Annotated in this window: 2 protein-coding genes; both read right to left on the bottom strand. The window is 39.1% G+C overall.

The window, feature by feature from the left end; genetic code table 11:
• Positions 1 to 142 precede the first annotated feature (142 nt).
• Entirely contained in the window at positions 143 to 643 is a 501-nt protein-coding gene (locus IQ242_RS21190) for a phosphate-starvation-inducible PsiE family protein (RefSeq protein WP_002769278.1), read from the bottom strand.
• Positions 644 to 778: 135 nt separating this feature from the next.
• The gene (locus tag IQ242_RS21185) at positions 779 to 2,503 is read right to left on the bottom strand and encodes a diflavin flavoprotein (RefSeq protein WP_193961308.1); all 1,725 of its coding nucleotides are present in this window, start codon (positions 2,501 to 2,503) and stop codon (positions 779 to 781) included.
• Between the last annotated feature and the right edge of the window lie 489 nt (positions 2,504 to 2,992).

The following is a 2,992-nucleotide window of genomic DNA, read 5'->3' as shown; positions in this document are numbered from 1 at the left end:
GGTGTGGGGTGTGGGGGGAGTGAGGTTTTAGAGTTTTAGTTGAAATTACTCTATTTCCCCATTACCCTATTCCCCCATTTTCCTATCCCCTTCTAACTGATAACTGATAACTGATAACTGATAACTGATAACTGATAACTGATTAAGTTTTGCTGTTTATTTCAGTTAATTCTTTAACTAAATGTTGACGATAACGCTCAGAAACTTTTTGTTCGGGATCGATACCTTCAAAGGTGGGAGGAAGCCAAACTCTTAATACCATTAATGTGCCGAGAACTATTAGAAAAGCACAGGCGGCTAATACTTGTGTCCAATTAGTTTCTAGGACTCCTCTAACAATTAATTCTCGCAAAACCGAGACGATAGAAACTTCCACGGCAACACCGATAGAAACTCGTTTTTCTTGCAAATAAATAATTAACAATCGGAACAATTCTACTAGAATCAAGAGGAATAAAATATCGGCGGTAATAATCCGAAATTGAATCGGTGGCAGCAGAGACATAAACATTTCTCTGACTTCTAACACCATGAAGCTAAATAAACCGATACAGAGAGAAATGACAATTAAATCTTGAATCATTTCTAAGACTTGTACTACTCTCACCATCATTGGGGAAGGTTTTTTAATTGGTTCGTACATTTTATTGCTCCTAAGATTGATAGAATTTGATTTTAGGAAAGTGGGGAAGTAGGGTGATGGGAAGAATAAATAAAAATAATCTCCTGCCTCCTGCCTCCTGATAACTGATAACTGATAACTGATAACTGATAACTATTAATAATGATTGCCAACTTTGCGATGATGGACAGCAGTTAAGGTATCTAAACGAGCAACTCGTCCGGTATTAACGGTACAATAAACTACCCAATGATCGCCGCAATCTAAACGACTGGTGACTTGACATTCTATGTAAGCTAAGGCATCGGCTAAAATTGGTGATCCATTATTAGCAGTATAGGTTTTAATGCCTTCAAAACGATTGGCACCGGGAGAGAAACGCTTGAGGAAATGTTTCATTAATTTCTGATAATTATCCTCAGCCAAAACATTTAAAACAAAGGTATCGCTAGGCTGTAAAAAGGATACCATTGCCCGATCTTTGGCCACTGCAATCGCCACACCTAAAGGATTTAAACTTGCTTGTGTCACCCAAGAGGCAACCATGGCACTAGATAAATCGGCTTTTTGGGAAGTAATTAAGTACAATCCGGTACTAATACGACCTAAAGCTTTTTCTAAGTCGTTGTTAATCGACTTAATTTGTTTAATCGTTTTTTCTCGGCTTAACCATTGGCCGAGGTCGGTTCCTGCTTCATCGGCAATCAAATCGAGGGATTGATGGGAATTGTCTTTAACTAAAAGAGGAGGAAAAGCTTCGATCGCTCCGATCTCCTGTAATTTATTTCTTAAGGGAAAAATTGGTTCATCTTCCCCACCTCCTGACTCAAATAATCCTACCGCTTGTTTGCCATTAATTGAAGCAAGAATCGTGCTTAAAATTGTCTGGTTAATTGGGGAAGATTGGGGAGGCATTCCGACGACAACTCCCTTCGATTGATTGATTAATTCTATGACTTCGTGGGGATCAGCATTATTCATATCGACTAATTCTGTCACCACATCATTTTTGGTCAAACCCTGACTGATTATAGTAGCTAAATGTTCGCTTTGTCCGTAATCTTGGCTAAAGAATACAGCCACTAAAGTATCAGCAGAAGTTTGTTCTTGACTCCAAGTTTGATAGCGTCCCACCCAATCAGAAATATGGTGTTTTAATAGGGGACCGTGACCTGTGGCAATGAGATTAATCTCAAATTTCTCGATTCTTTTAATTGCCCCTAAAACCGAACGAGCATTCGGTCGCATCAGACAGTCATAATAGGTTTGAAAATCGCCTTCTAGCAGCTCTTTTTCTCGATCGTAGGTTTGATCATCACAAAAGTGCATTCCGAAGGCATCACAGGTAAAAAGGGTGGCAGTTTTAGCATCAAAAGTGAAGATAGTATCGGGCCAATGAAGATTAGGGGCTGCAACAAATTCTAAGACATGACCATTACCTAAATCTAAAGTATCACCACTTTTAACGATTAACTGTTTAAAGGGTCTGTGTACCATGTTTTCGAGGAATTGCATGGCAACTTTTGCCCCCACCACGGTAACTTCTGGGACTAATTCCAAAACCTCTTTGACTAAACCACTGTGGTCGGGTTCGGTGTGACTGATAATTAAATAATCAAGATGATTGATGTTGATTAGTTTAGTTAATTCATCCAGATAAAGGCGCTCGAATTTGCGGTGAGATGTGTCAATTAGGGCGGTTTTTTCCCCTTGAATAACAAAAGAGTTATAAGTGGTACCGTTTTCTAAACCAAATTCGATATCAAAACGATCGCGATCCCAATCCAAACAGCGCAGGGTAAAAGTATTTTCGGCGATTTCTTGGATTTGTGTGGTTAAACGGCTGGTTTTAGCGGGTTTTGGGGTGATTAAAGCAACCATAATTTCTATCTCCCACAGGATTTGATTCGGAACTGCATTTGCTTAATTCCTATGGTGACTTGCTTTCAGCGATTTGTAAAATACCAATTACTAAAGTAAATGATTGGTTAGATTTATATAGTTTTTTATCTATGGTTGCGAGTATTAATTTGAGTGCCGGCCCTACCGAATCAAGCTCTGAATACTAAATCCGGTTATTAAAGACTGATTATTTATTGCCCCTTTTGCCTTTTGCATGAGTGCCTGTCCTCATAAGTAGCCTATACTCAACGGATTTGTGCGAAACGTTTAGGCATGAAATAAGGTTGAAATACCTGAAATAACCGCCTAGTAAGGTCTTCAGTCCCCTGACTGAATCTAAGAGGTCAACCCTGACCAACCTTATAACTGTTTATATGTCCCGACGTTTAGTATCACATCGATACCAAACTAGGCAAGGGGACTCAAGGTCAATACACTTTGTAACAATTATCTACAATTGCTACAAAG

It is taken from the genome of Microcystis sp. LEGE 08355, from assembly GCF_015207185.1.
Lineage (GTDB): Bacteria > Cyanobacteriota > Cyanobacteriia > Cyanobacteriales > Microcystaceae > Microcystis > Microcystis panniformis.
Note: the sequence above shows the minus strand (reverse complement) of the source record. Positions and strands in the feature narration are given on the sequence as shown.